Genomic DNA, 21,736 nt, shown 5'->3' on the forward strand with positions numbered 1-21,736 from the left:
GATGCCGTGCAAAGAACTAAGTTGATAGTCAACATGTTTGACTATTGTTGGGCAAAAGTAAACCTAGTTGACTATAAAGTCAAGCTGGTTGACTATCTTTGTACAATCATTTGTCGAAAATTGTTCCAGTATTTTTTATTTTGCCAATATGTTCGTGGAAACAGATAAAGAATCCTTTGATTTTAACCAGTATCGGACAGTCCGAGAACGGTCAATTGGCCGTTTATTCTGGCGACTGAAGCGATTTACGACTACATTTATTGAGCCGCGTCTACATGCACAAGGCTATACTGATTTTAAGATGAGCTACCTGATGTTCCTGTCGAACATTGAGGAGGGCGGCACAACGAATAATGAATTAGCTAAACGAGCCTGCGTGACCAAACAGATGATGAGTAAAATCGTCGGGCTGCTGGAAAACGAAGGCTATATATACACGCAGAAAAATCCGGTAGATTCCCGTTCCAGCATCATTTTTCTGAACGAACGGGGTAAGGCATTGTTTGTAACCCTCAAACAATGCATGCAGGAAGCCCGGGATAAATTTGACGCCATTGTTGGTTATGACCGTATGGAACAGGTGATAGACACGATGGTCGATTTAGTCAATACGTTAGAAAACGAAGAACAAAAGGGAAATGTATGATGTAAGGTATATGATGTACCTACGGGCTTCAGTCCGTTTATAATAATAGTCTGAATTACGGGCTGAAGCCCGTAGGTACATCATATACCTTACATCATACATCTGTCTATCTATGTTTGCGTCCATAAATCCCTATTCGCAGAAGCGCATTAAATCGTACCGCGCCGATAATGCCAGTATTATTGAGTGGAAACTTAAACAAGCCGACCGGGCATTTGCCGACTGGTCGGTTTTGTCGCTTCGGGAGCGCACCGACTACCTTCGCAAGGTTGGCCAGTATTTAACCGCCAACAAGCAACGCTACGGCGAGTTGATGACCGCCGAGATGGGTAAAACCCTCAAAGAAGCTGTTGCCGAAGTTGAAAAATGTGCCGCCACCTGCACTTTCTACGCCGATCATGCCGAAGCGTTTCTGGCTGATCAATCCATAAAATCTGACCGTGGCGACGGACCAGCCCAATCTAGTGTTATTACTTATCAACCGTTAGGGCCGGTGCTGGCTATTATGCCTTGGAACTTTCCGTTCTGGCAGGTGATGCGCTTTGCCATTCCGGGCCTGATAGCGGGTAATGTTGGGTTGCTCAAGCACGCGCCCAATGTATTTGGCTGCTCGCTGGCTATCGAAGAAGCGTTCCGGGAATGCGGCCTGCCAACGGGTGTTTTCCAGTCGCTTCTGGTCGATGTGCCCGTTGTTGAAGACTTGTTGAAAGACAAACGGGTAAAGGCCGTTACGCTTACGGGTAGTGGCCGCGCTGGAGCATCGGTAGCCAGTATTGCGGGCCGGGAAATCAAGAAGTCGGTATTGGAATTGGGCGGCTCCGATGCGCTGATTGTTTTGGCCGATGCCGATCTGGACAAAGCTGCCGAAGTAGCTATTAAGTCCCGTATGCAGAACGCAGGGCAAAGCTGTATAGCAGCCAAACGATTCATTGTCGAGAAGTCTGTCAAGAAACAGTTTACCGAGCGGCTCCTCCACCAAATTAGTCAGATTAAACAGGGCGACCCAATGGACGAAGCCACCACTATGGGGCCTATGGCGCGTCTTGATCTGGCTGATGCTATTGAACGGCAGTATCAGGAAACTCTGGCAAAAGGTGCCAAACGATTAACGGGCGGGCAACGGGATAAATGTAACGTACAACCGATGCTTCTCGATAACGTACAACCCGGCATGGCGGCTTTTGACGAAGAAACGTTTGGCCCTTTGGCCGTACTTATCGACGCCAAAGACGAAGCGGATGCCGTTCGATTGGCAAATCAATCTGATTTTGGCCTTGGCTCCGCTATCTGGACGCAGGATTTGGACAGGGGCAACCGGCTGGCGCGTCAGATTCAGGCGGGTTCAGTATTCATCAATGGCCTGATGCGTTCCGATGCGCGGGTGCCATTTGGCGGTATTAAAACATCCGGCTTTGGTCGCGAACTGTCGGAAGCAGGGATAAAAGAGTTCGTAAACGTAAAGACGATCTGGATAGAGAAGACTTGAGTTAGTCGACGTTTTGTTTGGCCTGATTTTCTTTCCTCGCGTTCAAATAGCCTTTAACGACAGTGAAGGTCGTGATGGCCAGAAAGAAGATGATAATGTACTGAACATAGTCAACGATCCAGGGAAACCGTTCGCCGAAAAAATACCCTCCGCCCACGAGTGTTAGCACCCAAATAGCCCCGCCAACAACATTATAAAGCATAAAAAAGCGGGCGGGCATATGAATCAACCCCGCCAGTAACGGAGCAAAGGTTCTGACAATGGGCAGAAAGCGGGAAATAATTAAAGCACTATTACCATATTTGATAAAAGCATCTCGTGTATTGTCGATGTATTTCTGTTTGAAAAACAGCGAATCTGGCCGGTTCTTTATCTTGCCCCCAAAGTAATATCCCGTCAGATAACCCGTTAGCGAGCCAAACACGGCTGCCCCGAAAATACAGCTCAACAATAGCCACAGAGGTACATTCAGCAACTTTATTCCGGCAAACACGCCTGACAGAAACAGAAGGTAATCGCCCGGTAAAAAGAACCCAAAGAAAAAACCATTCTCAACAAAGACAATTGCAGTGATGAGCACCAGCCCACCCGTCCGGATAATTTCTTCGGAGTTGAGTAATGTCTGAAAAAAAGTAATCAGTTGATCCATAGTAAAAAAGCGAAAGAGCGAAAGAGTGAATGAGTGAAAGACCAGGCCGACGGTGCGGTGAAATCCAGCGTAGTGCGCTCTTTCACTCATTCACTCTTTCGCTCTTTAAATAAACTCCGCCAGCTCAAGCCAACGGTCTGATTTTTTGGCAATGGTTTCGTCGATCATCTCAATTTCGCGAGCCCAGGCTGTGAGCTGCTCATGATGACCACCTGAGTTTAGCAGGGTTACTATATTGTTCTTGTGTTCCTCCAGCGACTCAATTTCTTTTTCGATCGTTTCGTACTCCCGAATCTCCTTAAACGATAACTTCCGCTTTGCTGAAGTACCGTTTACTGGAGTAGCTATCACTTCTGGTTTTGGGCTTTTGACTTCGGCTGGTGCGGGCTTGCCGCTACGGGCATTGGTCTTAGGTTGCGCATCTCGCCATTCCCGATAATCGGTGTAATTGCCCGGATAGTCACGTATTTTCCCTTCGCCTTCCATCACAAAAACGTGCTCCACAAGCCGATCCATGAAGTACCGGTCGTGGGTAACGATCAGTACACAACCCGAAAAGTTGAGCAGAAAGTCTTCCAGCACGTTCAGCGTCATGATGTCGAGGTCGTTGGTCGGCTCATCCAGAATCAGGAAGTTTGGATTTTGAACCAGAACGAGTAACAGTTGCAGACGCCGTTTTTCGCCCCCGCTCAACTTTGCCACGAAATCGTACTGCTTGGATCGGTCGAACAGAAACCGACTTAGGAGCTGGGTAGCCGTAATGGTATCGCCGTTGGCTAGCTTCATCACTTCGGCTACATCCTGCACCACGTCGATCACCCGCTGATTTTCGGGTAAGTCAAGTTCAGTTTGGGTGTAGTAGCCAAATTTTACAGTGCCACCAGTCGATATTTTTCCTGAATCGGGACGAAGCTGGCCAGTCAGCATGTTCATGAGCGTGGTTTTTCCCATGCCATTTTTGCCAATCAGCCCTACACGATCAGGGCGTTTGAACGTATAGTTGAAGTGGTCGAGCAAGACTTTGTTGCCAAAACGTTTGCTCAGGTTTTCAACTTCCAAAATTTTGCCACCCAGCCGGGCCATGCGCAGATTCAGGTCTAGTTCGCCATCGCTCTTTTTGCCGCTGGTTTTTTCCTTTAGCTCTTCATAGGCATCAATCCGGTACTGGGCTTTGGTGCCCCGCGCTTTGGGTTGTTTACGCATCCATTCCAACTCCCGCCGGAACGTGTTGCGATCTTTAGTCAATTCAGATGCTGCGGCTGTTTCGCGTTCGTCTTTTTTCTCCAGAAAGTACGCGTAATTGCCTTTATAAGTGTACAACTGCCCATTGTCCATTTCTGCAATCTGGTTGCACACCCGATCCAGAAAATACCGATCGTGAGAGACCATCAGTAGCGTACCATTATTGGTGTTGAGGTAATTCTCCAGGTATTCGATAGCTTCCAGATCAAGGTGGTTGGTCGGCTCATCCAGAATGATTAAATCAGGATTCTGAATAAGCACCCGTGCCAGCGCAACGCGTTTACGCTGCCCGCCGGATAACGAGCCAACGACCTGGTCAAAATCCTGAATGCCCAATTCACCCAGAATTTGCCGGATTTGTGCTTCATAATCCCAGGCTTCGAGCTTCTCCATATCGGCCATGGCTTGTTCGAGTCCCTTATTATCTTCGTGAGCCAGGGCATGTTCATAGGCCCGGACGGCATCGAGCTGGGCACTTTCGCCTGCCAGCACAACTTCCATTACGGAGAGGGCTTCATTGAATTCTGGCTGCTGGTCGAGGTAACCAATGCTAATATCCTTCCGGTGACTCACAACGCCCGAATCGGGTGGCATAGAACCGGCCAGAATCGAAAGCAAGGTAGTTTTGCCCGAGCCATTGGCCCCAACAATGGCTACCTTATCGCCCCGGTTTATACCAAATGTGAGGTTTTTAAACAGCGTACGGTCGCCGTAGGACTTCGTTAGATTTTCGGCTGATAAGTAATTCATTCGTTAATCAAGTGGCGAACGGCGAAGAAACGACTTTTGTCTTTCTATCGGTTCAATCAGCTTAGCTGATGAATCAGACCGTCCGCGTTTTCATTTATTTATACAAAGGTACAACAAAGAAAATCGTTCGTACTTTTACCTGCTGAATGTGAGGTTTGACAGTGATTAAATTTAATGACAGGTATATGGCACCAGTTCAAAGTACCAAGCTCAATGGGCGATCAAACTGTTTATGATTAAACAATTTGGTCGCCCATTGAACGCAGAACAACAGGTAGAAATCAAGCAACTGTTGTCTGATTATTTCGCCCGATTAATAGACGAAGAAGTCAATTGAATATGGGAAGAAAGGGGGATGACTCAACAGGATTTAGACGAAGTTGCTTTCTCTACAAGTATCCAGAGTTAGTCTTGCTGAGTTTAGGAAAATACTGGACGAGGAGTAGGGGAGAGATAGTGTATAATTTCCTTTTCATTACAATCTGATTTTTATACTATTAATAATGCGTCTCAAATATCTCTTTTCAACTATTGCTTTACTAACAGGAGCAACGCTTTACACAAATGCTCAAATAACGACTGATTTTAAGTCCTATACTCAGGCCGTTCCGGGGAGTAACCAGACTTATGCGCTGGTAGCAATTCCGGGTGGAGCTTATATGATGGGTAGCCCCGCCACCGAAAAGGGACGTCAGGCCGATGAGGGACCCCAGCACAAAGTGCAAATCGAGCCATTCTATATGGGGCAATATGAGGTGACCTGGGATCTCTACGACCTGTTTGCGTTTACAAATATGGAAAAGGAAATGGCGGCCAAATACACTGAATCGGATGCCAACTTAACCAAAACTGATGCCACTACGCGGCCAAGTCCGCCCTATGTGGATATGTCGTTTGGGATGGGTCGGGCGGGCTACCCGGCCATCAACATGACCCAATATGCGGCTATTAAATTCTGCGCCTGGCTCTATGCTAAAACGGGTATTTTTTATCGCTTACCCACTGAAGCCGAGTGGGAATATGCCTGCCGGGCCAATACCACAACGCCTTACTCATTCGGCGCTGACGTTAAGAAACTAGGTGAGTATGCGGTGTTTACGGGAAACAGCGACGGCGGTTATAAGAAAGTAGGCACTAAAAAGCCGAACCCCTTTGGCTTGTTCGATATGCACGGCAACGTGATGGAATGGACGAAGGACCAGTACATTGAAGATTATTACAAACAGGTAGCCAGCGGCAAAGCCAAGGAACCCTACGCGCCCACGACCACGCTGTATCCAAACTCGGTGCGGGGTGGCTCCTGGGACGATGAAGCCACCATATTGCGCTCGGCTGCTCGAACGCCCTCGGCCCCGGCCTGGAAAGTACTGGACCCGCAAAGCCCAAAATCAGACTGGTGGCTAACCTCAGCCTCATTCGTCGGCTTCCGTCTCGTCCGCCCCGCTAAAGCACCAAGCCCTGAAGAGATTCAGGCGTATTATGGGATTAAGCCTATAAAAGATTATTGACCAGTGAGTGAATGAGTGAATAAAATTGTCTCGAACTTGCTCATTCACTCCGCTTCGGCGTACCGATTCACCCATTCACTCATTGAAAACTATTTTGCTTCTCGGCGCCAACCTCGGCGACCGCCCCCACACTCTTCAGCAAGCGGTTGATCTGATTGCTGAACGCGTCGGGGCGGTGGTTCGGCAATCGGGTTTATACGAAACGGCACCTTGGGGTGTAACGGATCAACCGGCTTATTTGAATCAGGTGCTAGCCGTTGAAACTGATTTGGAACCGGAAGCCGTTTTGGTTCAAACGCAGGCTATTGAGCACGAGTTAGGGCGCGTTCGATTGGAAAAATGGGGTGCTCGCGTGATTGATGTTGATATCCTGTATTACGGTCAGCTTGTTCTACAAACGGAAAGACTTAGCATTCCGCACCCATTTCTACATCAGCGACGCTTCACGCTCGTGCCGCTTGCCGAAATAGCCCCAGATTTTGTGCATCCTGTTTTACAAAAAACGACTGTTGAGTTGCTGGCAGAGTGTGAGGATACTGGAGAGGTATTACTGAGTTAGTTATGTCACAGAGATACACGGAGGAGACACGGAGATTCACAGAGAAAAACAAAAAACCTCTGTGCATCTCTTTTAGCTCCGTGTATCTCTGTGTCACAACTTTTTAGTTTTAGAAAAACCTCTGTGTCATAACCCATTTTTAATTTCCCAAAAACCATACCCTTCCGCTGAAAACCTACTACCTTTGTGGTCAGTTTGTTATCATTTTCCTAAAACATCACCCATTATGTCTGCCACGCTTGACACCGTGAGTTTGTTAGCCGACCGCATCAATGCGCTGGAAGAGTCGTCCACGCTGGCGATGACCAAGAAAGCCCGTGAATTGGCTGCTCTGGGCCACAAAGTAATTAGCCTGAGCGTTGGAGAGCCGGATTTTAAAACACCTGCACACATCTGCGATGCTGCCAAAAAAGCCATTGACGATGGTTTCCACGGCTATTCGCCTGTTGCCGGGTACCCCGACCTCCGCAAAGCCATTGCCGATAAATTCAAGCGCGACAATAATATCGACTGGAAGCCCGAAAATATCGTTGTGTCTACGGGTGCCAAACACTCACTGGCGAACGTCATTCAGGTGCTGGTAAACCCCGGCGATGAGGTAATTATTTTCTCGCCCTACTGGGTTAGTTACTCCGAAATGGTGAAACTGGCTGAGGGAAAAGCGGTTGTTGTCGATGGTAGTTTCGACAATAATTTCAAAGTGACGCCCGAGCAATTTGAAGCCGCCATTACGGACCGGACCAAGATTGTAATGTATGCATCGCCCAACAACCCAACGGGTTCGATCTATTCGGAAGCCGAACTTCGCGCTATTGCCGATGTCGTAGCCCGTCATGAGAACGTTCATGTGTTGGCCGATGAAATTTACGAATACATCAACTTCACGCCCGAAGGCCACTTCAGCATGGGCTCGATTCCCGAAATTGCTGAGCGTGTCATCACGGTAAACGGAGTGGCTAAAGGCTATGCCATGACCGGCTGGCGTATTGGCTACATCGGTGCTGCGAAATGGATTGCCGATGGTGTTGAGAAACTACAGGGGCAGGTTACGTCGGGCACAAACTCGATTGCTCAAAAAGCAACGGTTGCCGCCCTGAATGGCCCAATGGAACCATCTATGGAAATGGCGAAAGCCTATCACCGTCGGCGTGACCTGGTTGTGCAGTTGCTGAAAGAAGTACCTCACTTCCGGACCAACGTGCCCGAAGGCGCTTTCTATGCCTTCCCCGATATCAGCTATTATTATGGCAAATCGGATGGTACGACAACCATTAATAACTCCGATGATTTTGCTGGCTGGTTGTTGAACACAGCTTATGTAGCAACGGTGGCGGGTTCGGGCTTTGGTGCGCCCGATTGCCTGCGCATCTCGACAGCCGCAGCCGACGAGTCGCTTGTTGAAGCGGTGCAGCGCATTAAAGATGCGGTTGCGACCCTGAAATAAAAAGGAGCAAAAAGAGCACGGGGCCGAAAGAGAGGGTGGATAAACCACTTACTCCCTTTCGGCCCCTGCTCTTTTATTTACCCCCAAACGGGAGTACGACTTTCACACTGATATTCCGGCCCATGTTATACACGCCACGTCGGCCGGTAGCCTCGTTGACGCCAAAGTATTTAAGTCGGTTCTGATGGCTCTGGTAGGCAACATCGAAGATGTTTTGCACAGTCAGGTATAGCGAACCTAGCACACGCCCGTTGCTATTGACAAGGTCGGTACCACCGCCCAGATTAATGAGTGTATAGCCCGGCGTTTCTGTCTCGGTGCCATAGGCAAGCAACGCTTCTGTCTGTTTCCAGTTCTGTTCAACTTCCAGCAAGGCGTATAGATTTCGCCAATGATTTCCTGCTTCGGTTTTCGTAAACTTCACTTGCCCGATAACGCGAGGTGGCGGCAGGAAAGGCAAATAACGAGCCGAATCCGTAGTAGCAGTAAGATTGCGCGAGCGCACCAGCGAGTAGGAGGTAGTAAAGTGGAACCACCGTGCCGCGTGAGGATTGAAGGCCAGCTGAGCTTCGCCCCCAAACAAAACGGCGTTGCCCTGCTTGTAGCGGTAGGTCAGAATCGGTCGGCTCGGGTCCACGATAGAGTCTTGTCCCAATCGGTTAAGTACTTTCTCCGAATAGGTATAGTTGTTAATCCGATTCTGGAACAGGCTAGCCGTAATGGATACATCGGGCGATTCATAGTTGATACCCAGATCACCCTGCCAGGATGTTTCGGAGAGCAGATTAGGGCTACCAATTTCATAGCGGAAAGTACCCGCATGTTCGCCATTGGCCGATAGTTCAGGTGTTGAAGGCGCTCGGAAACCCCGCCCGATATTCATTTTTACTGTCCAGCGACTTGACAACGAATAGGTAGCGCCAAAACTGGCCGTTGGATTGGCGTAGATTTTATCCAAACCGGCAAACCGCACCTGACTACTAACCGTTTCGCTGAAAACGCCATTCTTATCTGCGTAAAGCTTATTGATGTGCATACGTCGGATATCCATGCGTATGCCGCCGTTTATAGTCAGGCGGTCGGTTTTCTTTTGGGCAAACAGAAACAGCCCATTGTCCCAGGAGCGATAGCCGGGATAAAGTATTTGTAAGCCCTTGTTTTGATTGTACTGCCAGAGGCCATTACCACCAATGGTAAAATCCCAGCCGTTGTGGCCGCCGAAGTAATATTTCAGATCATAAAAGACGTTTTGTAGATAGAAATACAAAGCGGGTTGGCCGGGTGTAAGGGTGCTGGCGAATTCCTGCCTACGATTCTGGCTGTAACTCACAATGGCCGAAATATTGCCGCTGCCTATCTTGGCAAATGTATTCCAGGAAGTCTTGAAGTTATTGAGATTCTGATAGTTTGCTAACTCAATGGCCCGGCTGTGGAGCGTAGCGTCCGACACGGGCCGTAAGGCTTCTGTCGTATCTGATGTGCGTACCAACTCCTGAAAACGACCGCTGGGGTCGCGTTCGCCCGTTACGACGTTGATGTCCTGATGCCAGTTGGACATATAGAGTTGAGAATAACCCCATTTCCGGTTAATACCAATCGTGCCGTTTATATCGAACTCACGATAAGCTGAGCCGTACACAAGCCCATCATATTGATTATGATAGTTGCCCGCGCTTTTGGTGCTCATCCGCACCCGGCCAAACAGTCCCTTGTGCGTGGTTCCTTCCAGCAATCCCGACAGGCCAATCATACCGTTGTTGCTCTGATAATTGGTTAAAATCTGCCCTTTCAACACACCCGCTTCGGGTGGGCGGGCCGAGATCAGACTCATTACCCCACCCAGGCCATCAGAGCCGTACAGCAAACTGCCTGAGCCTTTAATAATCTCATAGCGGTCAATACTGTATTCATCTACCTGTAAGGCATGTTCTTCGCCCCACTGATTATCCTCCTGTCGAACGCCATCATGAACGGTAATAACCCGATTGAAGCCTAACCCCCGAATAACAGGCTTCGATAGGCCCACACCGGTTGTAATCTGCGACATACCCGGCAGTTTACCCACTGCATCGACCAGGTTCGTTGAACTGCCTTGCAGCCATTGAATCTTGTTGTAGGTCATAATCGGCACTGGACTATCTTTTACGGTTGAGCCAGTTGTGAGGCCCGTCACAACAACTTCCTGAAGTTGGGCTGCATCCGGTTCGAGGCTAAAGTCGGCCGTTGTTTCGCCGGAGAGAAGTCGCAGGGAGCGTGTCTGGGTTTTATAACTCAGAAACCGAACTTCCATTTTTTGAGTACCCGCCGGAAGAGCCGACACGCGATAGTGCCCCACCGTGTCTGTTACAGCACCTTTCTTCAGATTGGGAAAGTAAATAGAAACCCCGATTAGTGGCTGGCGGGTTGATTTATCGGTGATGATGCCGGAAACAGTCGTTTGCGCCATTGCCAGACCTGGCAAGAGCAGGAAAATAAGGAGAATTCGAAGCATGAAAGAGAGGGTAGCATTGAATGAATAGACCAATCGAATTTATACACGGAACCATACCAGACCGCTACCTCAAAATAAGGCCAGTAGATACGTCATGTACGACAAAGAAGGGGAACTATATCAAATGCACCGGGGGACCTCGATGGCGAAACGCAACGTGCGAAGACGTGAAGAAAAAATACGATGGCGCTGTTCCGCCAGCCGCCAACAGAACAATAATGACAATGAGAGCCACCCAGGCAACAGCGTCTGGATTAGCATACAACGCATTGGCAAAGGCATCGAGCCAGATCAGTTCATCGCGAGTGTGGGCATGAGTAGGAAACTGCGTACCCGGCGATGACTTGTAGGGGTGGGCATGGCAAATAATCGTCCCATCGGCTAAACGGTGGGCATGGCGAAACACGACCCCGTTGATCAGTACGGCGACGTACAGACCAAACAAAAAACGGGCTATCCCAAACCGATAACGATCAATACCGAACACGCTGATAGTGAGAAACTAAAGAAAGTAGTCGTAAAAATACCAAATGAAAATTATAGATTAGTCAGGTCGTTCATTTACTTATATTAAAGACGAAAAAAGTTGGCACAATAATTGAGAACGATTAAGTGGTTGTGAAAGTGACAATAACTTTACGTGTTTTAAAAGATTAGGCGTATATTAGAATTCAAACTTTTTCAAATCCGTCTTGTTTTTGGATAAAGTCAAGTTTAACTTTGAATATGAATATAAAGCCCGTTCTGTAGAAATCCTACAAGTTATCTATTAGGAATAACCGTAAACTTAACTTTAAAACTACTCCCTAAGCTGATGAGAAATTTTCGTTTATACATGATTTTTCAGTGGGTCTTTTTTTTACCTATTATTCTACCGTTGTGCATCATCTTCGGCGCTTTACGTGGGATTGTTCAAATGATTGAGCGTGTTATGGAACAAATTATTTTGGATGTATCGCCTTCTGAGCCACAAAATACGACTCGAACGCTAACAGAACGCTGATTTAATACTAGTGCATACTAGTTTATCATATAAAAGGGCCGCATTTTCTGGGGATCAGAAAATGCGGCCCTTACATTTTTTCAAAAAAGCAAGTCAAGGGTCTTATTCAAATGTGAAATCCAGATTCTTGTCATTATAGATTTCTGTATCTAACTCCAAAAATTCTTCCCAGAAAGGATCGTTGGGTAGACCCGCTTTGCAAATGATGGGCCGATCTGGCGCACCAACTTGCTTGATCGGGTGGAGAAAATACAACCGCCGGGCGTGCAGGTAAATTTTCTTGTCGGCAACTGCCCGGTCATAACCATACTTGATATCGCCCCGGATTGGGCAACCCATGTGGGCCAACTGCGACCGAATCTGGTGAGGACGTCCTGTAATAGGATTTACTTCCAGTAAATAGTGTTCGTTGATTTTACCAAGTACCCGATAGGATAGTTCAGCCTTCTGCGACTTAGGAACCTCGAAGTCGTGGACCGTTACCTGATTTTTTTGTTCATCCTTAGTAATCCAGCCAACGAGTTTATCGGCATCTTTTGGTGGTTTCCGCCGAACAACGGCCCAATAGGTTTTTTGTACCTGACGCTTCCGAAAGATTTCGTTCATGCGTTCCAGTGCTTTCGATGTACGGGCAAAAACGACCAGACCGCTAACAGGACGGTCGAGACGATGAACCAGTCCTAAGAAAACTTCCCCTGGTTTATTGTATTTCTCTTTGACGTAGTCTTTCAGGACATCCAGTAGCGTGGTGTCGCCGGTGCGATCGCCCTGTACTAAAATACCCGGATCTTTATTGACAATGAGCAGGTGGTTGTCTTCGTAAACCACCTGAAATGGCTTTTTATTCATAATGCATACTGTATAATGAATGACGTATAATGAAAAATGGAAGCTTACTTCATTTTCTATTGTACATTATTCATTTACCTTCTAACTCAATACGCTTCTTTCTCGTTCGGAAAGTCGTTGGTTTTCACATCATCTACATAATGGGCAATGGCCTCAGTCATAACCTTATGCAGATCGGCATACCGACGCAGGAAGCGTGGTTTAAATTCATTTGTAATGCCTAGCAGATCATGGATAACCAGAATCTGGCCATCGGCATCCGGACCTGCGCCAATTCCGATTGTTGGAATGCTAATGCTCTTCGACACCGTTTTGGTGAGTGCTGCCGGAATTTTTTCGAGCACGACCGCAAAACAGCCAATAGCCTCCAGCATGTGAGCATCGTCGATTAATTTCTGTGCTTCGGCATCTTCTTTGGCACGAACGGCGTATGTGCCAAACTTGTAAATGGATTGGGGCGTCAGGCCAAGGTGCCCCATTACAGGAACGCCGGCGCTTAGTATACGCACGATGGATTCTTTAATTTCCAGACCACCTTCCATTTTTACAGCATGGGCGCCCGATTCTTTCATGATTCGAATAGCCGACCGAAGGGCCTCTGTCGAGTTACCCTGGTAGGAGCCAAACGGCAAATCGACAACCACCAACGCTCGTTTAACTCCCCGCACGACCGAACTGGCATGATAAATCATTTGGTCGAGCGTAATGGGCAGCGTTGTTTCATGGCCCGCCATGACGTTTGAGGCCGAGTCGCCAACCAGAATTAGTTCGACCCCGGCTGCATCCACAACCTGGGCCATAGCGTGGTCGTAGGCTGTTAGGGCAGAGATTTTCTCGCCTTTATTTTTCAGTTCCTGAATAGTATGCGTAGTAACTCGCTTGATGTCAGGATTATGTACAGACATAGTGTCGGGTAACGGTTTACGGATTTCGGTTTGAGGTCATAAAAGTACGACTTTTTACCGACGCCCTTCGTTTACACCAGACGGTCTTGCACCGAAAACTGAAAACGGTAAACTTATCGTTGCATGAGCCACGACTCGGGGTTGAGCTTGGTGAACTCTTTCCAGATCTGGAACTGGATTTCTGATACACCGTTTTTGTCGGTTGCTACGGTGCCAATGGATTCGCGGGCCTTCACGCGCTGGCCAACCCGAACCGATACGCTGCGGAGCTTGGCATATACCGTGAAATAGTCACCATGCTGAATCGCTACAACATTGTTCATGCCAGGCATATTAGCTACGTCCTGCACAATACCGTCATAAACGGATCGTACGCCCTCGCCCGCATTAGTTTGGATATCAATACCCTGGTTTTCAACGTATATACCCTTCAGAACAGGGTGAGCTTTCCGGCCAAAGTGATCAGAGATAAATCCCTTTGTTACCGGCCAGGGCAGGCGTGCCCGCGCACCCGTGAATGATGAAGCCAGAGCCGCTTCTTCATCATTCAGGTTATTATTCCTGCGTTCGTCGGGCTTTCTGGCAGCTGGCTCAGCCGGTTCGGTTTCCCGTTCTACAGGACGCTCTACTTTCGCGACATCGGCGGGGGTGGGTTTTTCACCAGCTTTCTCGGCCGCAGCGATAGCGGCTTCGGCGCGTTTACGTTCGGCGGCTTTGCGCGCTGCTTCGGTCCGGGCAATCCGGTCGCGGTCGGCTCGTTCGCGGGCCTCGCGGTCAGCACGCTCTTTGGCTTCGCGCAGAATCAACCGTTTAATTAAAGCTTCCAGTTGAGCCACCGACCGGCGGCTCTCGTCCAACTCGGTTTTAAGTTCCGATTCTTTCTGGCTTAATTCTTTAACAACCTGATTTTTGACAACTTTCAGCGTTTCGAGGCTTTTTGTCTCGTTTACTTTGGCCCCAATTGTATTTTTCTGTTCCTGCCGTTTCCGTAAAGTCGCCTGTTGCTTGCCCTGCAACATTGTTTTAACATTGTTCATCTGCCGTACCTGGCTTAAGCGGGCATCTGAGTACTGGCGTAAGTACCGATATCGGGCAACAAGTTGATTGAAGTTATCGGCAGCAAACAAAAAGCCCAGTGGGTTTACCTGCTGCCGTCGTTTGTCGGCTGCATAAATCATGGAGCCATATTCGGCCCGAAGTTTATTGAGGTCTTTGGTCAGTGTGTTACTTGCCTGCCGGAGTTCGGCAATTTCGGATTCGGTTAACCGGAGGTCTTTATTGAGCAAGCCAATTTGTTTCGATTGCGTCTGAATCTGCTGGTCTAACGCTTTTAGCTGACCCAGACCCGCTTGTTTCTCCGATGCTGTTTGCTTGAGAATCGTTCGAATCTGGCCCATTTTCTCCAGGTTTTGTTTCTTTTCTTTCTCCAAAGCCTGCCTGTTGGTTACCGGTTGCTGCGCCAGTACAGATTCTGTCAGGCACAGACAACTTAGTAGAACCAAGCTGCAAACCGGCCAACGAATAAGGTGGAGAACGTGGAAAATCGTAGGGTGCATAGGGTATAAACCAACGAACAGACTTAAGGTCGACGGGTGTAGTTAGACGGAATAGTGAACGGGAAGCCCGGGTTTTTTTCAACTAACTCAACTTTATTATGCTTGATACGCAGTAATGTCTGGTAAAATTGCCCATCCGCCTGCGACTTATAATCGACCGTTACTAAACTAGTGTAAGGAAACAGGAAGTTGTTGAGTGAGCTAAAGTCCTCATAGTCAAGTCGCAACGTATTTTTCGTCGGCTGCTCGGTTACCATCAATTTTTTTAGTTTCCGATCTTGTTCGCCAATGTAATTTTCGACTAGCACCTTACCCTCACTTTGGCGTAGTAATAAGTAATCCCGCTCGTTTTTGATTTTTTGCGCCGGCCGTTTAGGTAAGGGAAGGTTTCCAACAATGAGGGCTTGGAGTAGTTCGAAGTTCATATTGAAATTGAACTGCTTGCTCAAGGCCGGAAAATCATGAACGGAGTATTCCCGGTGTATCTTATCAATAATAATAATTGAATCGCGGGTGATCAATCCGCGAACGGCCTCAATGCCCAGCTTGGAAACCGATAACCATATCAAACTGTCTTTCCGAACCCGGATATTGACATTGGCATTGTCAATATCCTGATCGCGACTTTTAAATGAAATCTTCGACTTGGCCGTCAAATAGCGAAAATCAATTTCGGCTACGTTGGTGCGGGCTTCTTCGATACCGGGCCGGGCTGGCGCCGGGGAAACTACAGAAACAGAATCGGCGGGTAATGCCGGACGGGTAGCAAGGGTCGAATCTATAGGGGTGGGAGAAACCGGATTTTGTCCTGTGCTGTGCGACATATGATGTCGTCGGCAACCTTCCGAACTTAGAATCACGCCCAACAGAAACGCAACGAACAGGTGTTTAGTCATTTTATGGATTTCGGGTTTATCATTTATCGTCTACAGTGGTCAGTGTGAACAAAAAAGTGTAACACATACAAGCTGTAGCGTATAAATCGTAAACCGTTTTACATTTTGCCAGAGGCTATTTTTTTGTCCAGATCGGGGCTGGCACCACCCTTGGTTTTCGCCTGCTTCCACTGCTCCATGGCTTTGTCATGTTCACCAAGCTGATAGAGCGCATCGCCATAGTGTTCTATAATTGTTCCGCTCACATTCGCCGGATCGGCCAGGGCTTTTTCCAGATACTGTTTCGCTTTCGCGTAATCTTTCGAGATATATAGTACCCAGGCGTAGGTATCCAGGTAAGTAGCATTGGTTGGATTCCGTTCAACAAGTTTCTGCGCCAGTTGCAGGGCACGCGGTAAATTCTCCTTTCGTAAGGACAGGAAATAGCTGTAATTGTTCAGAACGTGGTCGTTCAATGGATCGACTTTCAGTACAGCCTCATAAGCTTCATCTGATTTGGCGTGATCGCCTAATCCGTTGTAGGCGTCGCCCAACTGCGCATCAATGCCCCTTTTTAATTCATTATTTGCGCTTGTCGCCAGTAGTTTCTGGCTTTCTTCAAAGGCGTCGACCGCTTGCTGGTATTTGCGTTTGTAGAGGTTGGCCGATCCATTGAAATACCAGAATAACCCCTGTGTCGGGAAAACCTCCAGTGCCTTGTCTGAGTGAGCCAATAAACTATCGACCTGATTTAATTCGAGATCCAGTTGTAACAAGGCGCTCCAGACTTCGTAAATGGATCCATCTAAACGGGCCGCTTTAGCGTAGGCATCACGGGATTCGGTTTTTTTGCCTTGCTGCATCAGCAAATCGGCCAGCATAACCTGCGTTTTTGGGTCATTTGGCGACGTTTTCGCTAAATTCTGCGCCATACCCAGTGCATCCTTTTGAGCCGTAGCGTTTGAGCCAGTCATACCCATGTAGCTGGAGAGGATTCGGGCTTTTAGTCCTGCTTCGAGATTTGGGTTTGCCAATACCTGATTCAGTTCTTTACTTACGCGATCCATATCACCTTTTTTGCGATAAATGTCGGCCAGCAATACATGGGCCTGGGGTAAGTCGGAACTCAATTTAAGTGCCCGGTCAATCCAGTTAATGGCCTGATCGGTTCGGTCATTGGCAATGAGCAACTCGGCACCTTCGAGCAGGTAGTCGGGGTCGGAGGGTTCTGACGCCACTAATTTTTCGGCCTCCTCAACGGCTTTGTCAATCTTATTTTGTTTGAGGTAGATGCGCTGTTTCTGGCGGGTAATCTCTTCATTCAGACCCATATCACGCTCTACTTTAGTATAGGCGTCGAGTGCTTTGTCGGGCTTGTCGTTGAATAGGTAAATCGCGGCTAGCTCAACGCCATATTCCGCATTTTCAGGCCCTTTTTTTAGCAGGGCTTCATAAAGCTGTTCGGCCTCACCATAGCGTTTTTGTTTGACATATAATTCGGCCAGGAGCAGGGAATAAAACTTGTTGTTGACATCCAGTGAATGTGCTTTTGTTGCAAAGGGAATGGCCTCGGCTGTTTTACCGCTTTTCAGATAGGCGCTGGCTGTTGAATACTGAGCCGCTGCGTTGTTGGGATCTTTTTGCAGCACTTTGGCAAACTGCGTAATGGCTTTTGTCGGCTCATCGGTCATCAAATACCGAACGCCCTCCGTAAACTGGGTTTCTTCGTCAATACGGGCTGTTGTTGTCGAAGCGGAGTTCGGCTTTTCTACCGCTGCCTCAGCTTTATCGCGTTTGCGTTGGGCAGAAACGGGCAAGGCCATAAGCCAAAGCAACAGCCCCAAACTACCCATTAGCCCAATGAATAGCCGACGGCTTTTGTATGATAGAGATAATGATATCATGTTGGTCTGCGTGTCGTGATGCATACGTACGAAAAACGCGGCTCAACCCGGTCTATTGCGGCTTTGTTTTAAATAAACCGCTAAGACAAAGGTAGTTTAAAATGATGGAATGTCGGTGAATGACTAATCCGCCCTTAACAACTACCTTTTTGAACTGACAACCGCTTGTCAAAAGAAAGCAAATAGTTTGCCTTTTTGGTATTGCCTGCCCTTAAATTAGTCAATAATAACGTTTTTCCAGCCTGTGTTTTACACGTATTTGTTTGTCCTTAGTGCCAAATAATGACCCCTTTTTAAACAACTTGAGTTTTTTGAGTTTATAGAATGACATTCGTCCAATCGAGAGACGCGTGAGTATTACTAAAACTCAGTTTATGGAAACCCTGTATACAGCAACCGTCAGCAATGTCGGCGGACGCGAAGGCGATGTTAAATCGCTTGACGGTATTTTAGAAATGGATGTGAAACGCCCCGTAGAAATGCATGGCGAAGGTGGGGCTCCTAACCCCGAAATGCTATTTGCAGCGGCTTATAGTTCGTGTTATAATGGCGCCTTGATGGCGGTTGCCGAGCGCCGGAAAGTTATACTCCCAACCCACGCTGTGGAAGTGAGCATTTCGCTCAATAAAGATGGAAACAATATGTTTCTCTCGGGGAAAATTACCGTGAAAGCACCCGGCATGGATCATGACGAGCTTCAACAGTTAGCCGAAACTGCTCATGCCGTTTGCCCGTATTCCAAAGCCGTAAAGGGAAATATGGATATGAAAATTGAGGTGATGGTGTAAGGTTTGTAAAAAGTAATAGGAGTGAGGAGCGAGTAACAGGAGTTGCTGACAAGTGTCGTTTGTGTTTGCGTCAGCAACTCCTGTTACTCGCTCCTCACTCCTACTACTACCTAGCTCACGGCATCATAAATCTGCACCCGTTCCCAGAGGTGCGCGCACTTATCGACAAAGGCCAAATGGCCCGAATGCACCTGATAGGCATCATGAGCGGCTCTGTCGGCAAAAACCAGCGTTAACGAGAAATCGTAACTGTGGTCAATAACTGGCCGACGTGTATCGGCGGGCGTACCCACGTAGGCAGTTGAAATGTCGGCTATCGACTTAAGACCTTCCAGTCCAGCGCGTAAAGCCTGGTGATCGTCCTGGCTCTCGGGATGACGAAGCCAGAAAAAAACAGTATGAACAAACATAAGAGTTGAGGGCAGGCTATGGTATTGGCTGCCCCGTAAAAGTAAGCATAGATTTTGGTATGAGTTGAGCAAAACCAGCTAAAATGACCGCTTACTATACTGTTCATTAGTTATCTGGAGTAACTATAAAAACACACGCTGAAATTTTAATAGCCATATCATCTTTCTGGCAAACATTTCGCTATCTTCCAAACGTTATGGAATTATAAGACGACACCCTCTTACGAGACGAACGAATGGAAGGAGATATCAACGCTACGAATAAACCCGGCGGTCATGAAGTTGATGGGCGCAGAAATCAAATTCAAAACGATAAAATGACGGTCCGAATTCCTATGTTACTGGGCATCACCCTGGCTGGTGGAATGCTGATTGGCGCCACGTTTTTTGGCGGTGCCAAAAGCATGAATAACATAGGGAAAGGGTATGCCAAATACCGCGAGATTCTTCAGTTGATCGAAAATAATTATGTGGATTCGGTCAATACCGACGAGCTGGTTGATTATTCGATTACGAAAATGCTCGAAAAGCTTGACCCGCACACAGCTTATATGAACCCCCAGGATGCTATTGCGGCCCGGTCGCAGCTGGAAGGTGGCTTCGATGGGATTGGGGTCGAATTCAACATCTACAAAGATACCGTATATGTGGTGACGCCACTGGCGGGCGGACCATCAGAATCGGTAGGTATCCAGAGTGGCGATAAAATTATTAAGGTCGATGGGAAGTCCTTAACGACGGGAGGGAAGATCGAGAACAGTTCTGTTTTTAAGGCGCTCCGTGGTAAACGCGGTACCGATGTTCGGTTAACCATTTTGCGAAAAGGGGATAAAGAGGCTAAAGACTTTACCGTTACCCGCGACCGCATTCCGACTTATTCTGTCGATGCGGCTTATATGATCGACGCAAAAACGGGCTACCTCAAAATCAACCGCTTCTCCGAAACCACTTACGACGAGTTCAAAACCGCGCTGGCGTCGCTCAAGTCGAAGGGCATGACCCAGCTTATGCTCGACCTCCGCAACAACCCCGGCGGGTATATGGACCGCGCAACCAACATTGCTGATGAGTTCATTTCTGGGAATAAACTACTTGTCTATACTGATGGCAAAGACAACAGGTATGACCGTAAAACGATGGCCCGTATCGACGGCCAGTTTGAGGAAGGCCCGCTTGTGGTGCTGGTAGACGAAGGCAGCGCGTCGGCCTCGGAAATTGTATCGGGAGCACTACAGGATCACGACCGGGCTCTGATTGCGGGTCGGCGGTCGTTTGGGAAGGGACTGGTGCAAATGCCGGTGCAACTTGCCGATGGCTCTGAGCTACGGCTCACTATTTCGCGCTACTACACACCCAGTGGCCGGAGTATTCAGAAACCGTATGTGCCGGGTCAGGAAGGAGATTATGAAAAAGATCTCGAACTACGTTCGAAACGGGGTGAATATTACATTGCCGATTCTATCAAAAACGATCCTAAGCTCAAGTTCAAAACCGATGGCGGCCGGATTGTGTATGGCGGTGGTGGCATTACGCCCGACTATTTCATTCCGCGAGATTCCAGCTGGCAGACGCCTTATCTGATCCAGCTTTACGGCAAAAATATCATCCGTGAGTTTGCGATGGAATATGCGAATGACAACCGGAAGAAACTGGAGAAAATGCCGTTTGATGAATTTGATCGCACGGTTACGTTCAATGATGAGCAGATGAGCCGCCTGGTGAAAGACGCAACGGCTGAAGGAATCAAGTTTAACGAGAAGGACTACAATCGCTCGAAAAACTACCTCCGTAATCAGCTGAAGGCATTAGTGGCGCGGTCCGTTTATCAGAAAAATAACAAGGGCGGTCAGAACAACGAGTTCTTCCGTGTTATCGGTCAAACCGACGATACTTATCAAAAAGCGTTGAAACTCTTCGACCGAGCTAATAAGCTTGAACACGGAGCAATGACATATAATCAGAAGTAGAGTATTAGGAGGTAGGAGCGAGGGGTTAGGAGGGCTGGCGCATATGTTACTTTCACGTCAACCCTCCTCACTCCTACCTCCTAATACTCTATTTTTAATTCTTCTTCGAAAACTGGTACACAAGTCCCAAAAACGACTGGAGATTTCCCGTTTTGAAATCTTTTCGGGAATAGGGAGCCAGTTCGAAGGCAACGCGTAGGTTGGGTATCATCGTAAGCGGTCTGATTCGTACGCCAACGTGCAGCGAGTATCCTTCAAGTATATCGCGGTCATCAATTCCGTTCAGCGCATTGAAGCGAACGCCCAGCCCCGTATAATAATTTACTTGAGCCTTCCGTACTACATTGACCATTGGGCAGATGGTGGTGCTCAACGAGCCAAAGACCGTATTTGTTTGTACGCGGGCATCGGCCCAAAACGCCCGATCTGCGTTGGTACTGACCGTAATAATGTTGTTAAAGGGGTAATAGGCAACCGACGCCTGACCAAAAGCGGATACAGTAATACCTAACAGCAGTGCAGTTAATGCGTGTTTCATGGTCGCAAAGCAACAACTTTATCGGTATAAAAAAACTCAATGTGTCGTAAAACGACTGTCTGGTTAGCGGTACTATGCACAGGCTATTGGCCAGCCGCTTATAGGCGAATGCTTAAATGTGATCGTTGATCTGCTTTTCTTCATACCTTTGTCGTTCCTTTCCTGA

At 47.9% G+C, this 21,736-nt stretch carries 18 protein-coding genes; 7 read left to right on the forward strand and 11 right to left on the reverse strand.

Features of this window, described 5'->3' with window-relative positions:
- Positions 1 to 148 precede the first annotated feature (148 nt).
- Positions 149 to 646 (forward strand): MarR family winged helix-turn-helix transcriptional regulator, encoded by a 498-nt coding sequence (locus CWM47_RS05205; RefSeq protein WP_100993747.1) that lies wholly within the window; start codon positions 149 to 151, stop codon positions 644 to 646.
- A 112-nt stretch (positions 647 to 758) separates the two neighbouring features.
- Complete coding sequence (locus CWM47_RS05210) at positions 759 to 2,132, forward strand: NAD-dependent succinate-semialdehyde dehydrogenase (RefSeq protein ID WP_100986844.1); 1,374 nt, start codon at positions 759 to 761, stop codon at positions 2,130 to 2,132.
- Between the two features lies 1 nt (position 2,133).
- On the opposite strand, the gene CWM47_RS05215 is transcribed toward CWM47_RS05210, so the two are convergent.
- The gene (locus CWM47_RS05215) at positions 2,134 to 2,781 is read right to left on the reverse strand and encodes a DedA family protein (protein ID WP_100986846.1); all 648 of its coding nucleotides are present in this window, start codon (positions 2,779 to 2,781) and stop codon (positions 2,134 to 2,136) included.
- A 105-nt stretch (positions 2,782 to 2,886) separates the two neighbouring features.
- Positions 2,887 to 4,773, reverse strand: coding sequence for an ABC-F family ATP-binding cassette domain-containing protein (locus CWM47_RS05220; protein WP_100986848.1), 1,887 nt, complete (start codon positions 4,771 to 4,773; stop codon positions 2,887 to 2,889).
- A gap of 503 nt (positions 4,774 to 5,276) precedes the next feature.
- On the opposite strand from CWM47_RS05220, the gene CWM47_RS05225 reads away from it, so the two are divergent.
- From CWM47_RS05225 to CWM47_RS05235, 3 genes are all read left to right on the forward strand, one after another.
- Positions 5,277 to 6,281 carry a formylglycine-generating enzyme family protein gene (locus CWM47_RS05225; RefSeq protein ID WP_100986850.1) on the forward strand — a complete coding sequence of 335 codons (1,005 nt, stop codon included), beginning with the start codon at positions 5,277 to 5,279 and terminating at the stop codon, positions 6,279 to 6,281.
- Positions 6,282 to 6,363: 82 nt separating this feature from the next.
- Entirely contained in the window at positions 6,364 to 6,840 is a 477-nt protein-coding gene (gene folK, locus CWM47_RS05230; protein ID WP_100986852.1) for a 2-amino-4-hydroxy-6-hydroxymethyldihydropteridine diphosphokinase, read from the forward strand.
- 226 nt (positions 6,841 to 7,066) lie between these two features.
- On the forward strand, positions 7,067 to 8,284 hold the full coding sequence (locus CWM47_RS05235) for a pyridoxal phosphate-dependent aminotransferase (RefSeq protein ID WP_100986854.1): 1,218 nt from the start codon (positions 7,067 to 7,069) through the stop codon (positions 8,282 to 8,284).
- 73 nt (positions 8,285 to 8,357) lie between these two features.
- Here the strand turns inward: CWM47_RS05235 and CWM47_RS05240 are convergent, their stop codons facing one another.
- The 7 genes from CWM47_RS05240 to CWM47_RS05275 all read right to left on the reverse strand — a co-directional run bounded on the left by CWM47_RS05240 (position 8,358) and on the right by CWM47_RS05275 (position 17,867).
- On the reverse strand, positions 8,358 to 10,775 hold the full coding sequence (locus CWM47_RS05240; RefSeq protein WP_100986856.1) for a TonB-dependent receptor: 2,418 nt from the start codon (positions 10,773 to 10,775) through the stop codon (positions 8,358 to 8,360).
- A 115-nt stretch (positions 10,776 to 10,890) separates the two neighbouring features.
- Positions 10,891 to 11,262 carry a hypothetical protein gene (locus CWM47_RS05245; protein WP_100986858.1) on the reverse strand — a complete coding sequence of 124 codons (372 nt, stop codon included), beginning with the start codon at positions 11,260 to 11,262 and terminating at the stop codon, positions 10,891 to 10,893.
- Positions 11,263 to 11,880: 618 nt separating this feature from the next.
- Entirely contained in the window at positions 11,881 to 12,627 is a 747-nt protein-coding gene (locus CWM47_RS05255; protein WP_100986862.1) for an RluA family pseudouridine synthase, read from the reverse strand.
- 86 nt (positions 12,628 to 12,713) lie between these two features.
- Positions 12,714 to 13,532 (reverse strand): 3-methyl-2-oxobutanoate hydroxymethyltransferase, encoded by an 819-nt coding sequence (panB, locus tag CWM47_RS05260; protein ID WP_100986864.1) that lies wholly within the window; start codon positions 13,530 to 13,532, stop codon positions 12,714 to 12,716.
- A 113-nt stretch (positions 13,533 to 13,645) separates the two neighbouring features.
- The gene (locus CWM47_RS05265; protein ID WP_100986866.1) at positions 13,646 to 15,088 is read right to left on the reverse strand and encodes a murein hydrolase activator EnvC family protein; all 1,443 of its coding nucleotides are present in this window, start codon (positions 15,086 to 15,088) and stop codon (positions 13,646 to 13,648) included.
- 23 nt (positions 15,089 to 15,111) lie between these two features.
- Positions 15,112 to 15,984, reverse strand: a complete 873-nt coding sequence (locus CWM47_RS05270) for a DUF4292 domain-containing protein (RefSeq protein ID WP_100986868.1) — start codon at positions 15,982 to 15,984, stop codon at positions 15,112 to 15,114.
- Positions 15,985 to 16,082: 98 nt separating this feature from the next.
- A complete protein-coding gene (locus tag CWM47_RS05275; RefSeq protein ID WP_240625717.1) occupies positions 16,083 to 17,867 on the reverse strand; it encodes a tetratricopeptide repeat protein in 1,785 nt (594 codons plus the stop codon).
- Between the two features lie 374 nt (positions 17,868 to 18,241).
- Here CWM47_RS05275 and CWM47_RS05280 point away from each other — a divergent pair, with 374 nt between their 5' ends.
- Positions 18,242 to 18,655: an Ohr family peroxiredoxin gene (locus CWM47_RS05280; protein WP_100986872.1), complete on the forward strand. Its 414-nt coding sequence runs from the start codon at positions 18,242 to 18,244 to the stop codon at positions 18,653 to 18,655.
- 110 nt (positions 18,656 to 18,765) lie between these two features.
- Here the strand turns inward: CWM47_RS05280 and CWM47_RS05285 are convergent, their stop codons facing one another.
- Complete coding sequence (locus tag CWM47_RS05285; protein WP_100986874.1) at positions 18,766 to 19,065, reverse strand: Dabb family protein; 300 nt, start codon at positions 19,063 to 19,065, stop codon at positions 18,766 to 18,768.
- 236 nt (positions 19,066 to 19,301) lie between these two features.
- Between CWM47_RS05285 and CWM47_RS05290 the strand changes: the two genes are divergently transcribed.
- On the forward strand, positions 19,302 to 21,032 hold the full coding sequence (locus CWM47_RS05290; RefSeq protein ID WP_100986876.1) for a S41 family peptidase: 1,731 nt from the start codon (positions 19,302 to 19,304) through the stop codon (positions 21,030 to 21,032).
- 94 nt (positions 21,033 to 21,126) lie between these two features.
- Here CWM47_RS05290 and CWM47_RS05295 read toward each other — a convergent pair whose 3' ends face one another.
- Complete coding sequence (locus tag CWM47_RS05295) at positions 21,127 to 21,570, reverse strand: hypothetical protein (protein ID WP_100986878.1); 444 nt, start codon at positions 21,568 to 21,570, stop codon at positions 21,127 to 21,129.
- Positions 21,571 to 21,736 lie beyond the last annotated feature (166 nt).

Origin of the sequence: Spirosoma pollinicola, assembly GCF_002831565.1 — a bacterium.
Classification (GTDB): domain Bacteria; phylum Bacteroidota; class Bacteroidia; order Cytophagales; family Spirosomataceae; genus Spirosoma; species Spirosoma pollinicola.

Excerpts from the sequence above, each read along its gene's own strand:
- CWM47_RS05285 (WP_100986874.1), bottom strand. The coding sequence starts at position 19,065 with ATGTTTGTTCATACTGTTTTTTTCTGGCTTCGTCATCCCGAGAGCCAG.
- CWM47_RS05240 (WP_100986856.1), bottom strand. The coding sequence starts at position 10,775 with ATGCTTCGAATTCTCCTTATTTTCCTGCTCTTGCCAGGTCTGGCAATG.
- CWM47_RS05280 (WP_100986872.1), top strand. The coding sequence starts at position 18,242 with ATGGAAACCCTGTATACAGCAACCGTCAGCAATGTCGGCGGACGCGAA.
- panB (WP_100986864.1), bottom strand. The coding sequence starts at position 13,532 with ATGTCTGTACATAATCCTGACATCAAGCGAGTTACTACGCATACTATT.
- CWM47_RS05225 (WP_100986850.1), top strand. The coding sequence starts at position 5,277 with ATGCGTCTCAAATATCTCTTTTCAACTATTGCTTTACTAACAGGAGCA.
- CWM47_RS05205 (WP_100993747.1), top strand. The coding sequence starts at position 149 with ATGTTCGTGGAAACAGATAAAGAATCCTTTGATTTTAACCAGTATCGG.
- CWM47_RS05295 (WP_100986878.1), bottom strand. The coding sequence starts at position 21,570 with ATGAAACACGCATTAACTGCACTGCTGTTAGGTATTACTGTATCCGCT.
- CWM47_RS05210 (WP_100986844.1), top strand. The coding sequence starts at position 759 with ATGTTTGCGTCCATAAATCCCTATTCGCAGAAGCGCATTAAATCGTAC.
- CWM47_RS05270 (WP_100986868.1), bottom strand. The coding sequence starts at position 15,984 with ATGACTAAACACCTGTTCGTTGCGTTTCTGTTGGGCGTGATTCTAAGT.
- CWM47_RS05290 (WP_100986876.1), top strand. The coding sequence starts at position 19,302 with ATGGAAGGAGATATCAACGCTACGAATAAACCCGGCGGTCATGAAGTT.
- CWM47_RS05275 (WP_240625717.1), bottom strand. The coding sequence starts at position 17,867 with ATGATATCATTATCTCTATCATACAAAAGCCGTCGGCTATTCATTGGG.
- CWM47_RS05255 (WP_100986862.1), bottom strand. The coding sequence starts at position 12,627 with ATGAATAAAAAGCCATTTCAGGTGGTTTACGAAGACAACCACCTGCTC.
- CWM47_RS05215 (WP_100986846.1), bottom strand. The coding sequence starts at position 2,781 with ATGGATCAACTGATTACTTTTTTTCAGACATTACTCAACTCCGAAGAA.
- CWM47_RS05235 (WP_100986854.1), top strand. The coding sequence starts at position 7,067 with ATGTCTGCCACGCTTGACACCGTGAGTTTGTTAGCCGACCGCATCAAT.
- CWM47_RS05265 (WP_100986866.1), bottom strand. The coding sequence starts at position 15,088 with ATGCACCCTACGATTTTCCACGTTCTCCACCTTATTCGTTGGCCGGTT.
- CWM47_RS05220 (WP_100986848.1), bottom strand. The coding sequence starts at position 4,773 with ATGAATTACTTATCAGCCGAAAATCTAACGAAGTCCTACGGCGACCGT.